This window comes from Wolbachia endosymbiont of Tuta absoluta, assembly GCF_059414725.1.
This window is the reverse complement of the sequence record NZ_JBNRJY010000157.1, coordinates 1-524: the sequence shown is the minus strand read 5'-3', so window position 1 is coordinate 524 and position 524 is coordinate 1. Positions and strand designations below refer to the sequence as shown.

Annotated in this window: 1 pseudogene; it reads left to right on the top strand. The window is 43.9% G+C overall.

What is annotated here, in order from left to right:
• Positions 1–140, top strand: a pseudogene (locus ACJ5GX_RS01690) (lyase family protein); the annotation flags it as partial.
• Positions 141–524 lie beyond the last annotated feature (384 nt).

Sequence of the window (524 nt, the reverse complement as noted above, 5' to 3'; positions counted from 1 at the left end):
GCATAGATAATAGAGTAGGGGATGCAATCTGCACAGCGGCACAGGAGGTAATAGACGGTAAATTTAATAATCAATTTCCGCTTGTTGTTTGGCAAACCGGTTCTGGAACGCAGACCAATATGAATGTGAATGAAGTGATCGATCCCTTAATACGCAAACTAAAGTGCAGATAATAGGTACATAACACTCACACTTGATCTCCGTTACTTCGTATGTATAGTGCATCCATAACGCGTGCGTCTGTTAGGAGAAAAGACGTCGTTTCGACAGACACATCCATCAATGCACCGTCGCGTCGCGTCATCGTATTTCTATGGGAATAAAATTCTAATTTGCGTTACGAATGCGGTAAAAATAGGCAGCAACAACGGACGTCATGTGGAGGAACCGGCTAAAAGATCGCGCGCGCATCTTTATATGGCGTAGAAATAGTTGACGACACATTGCCTAAAGAGACTCGGGCTAGTGTGGGTGGCTTGTTAAGTGGGAAACCCTGAACTGAAGTCACTTTTCTACATACACAT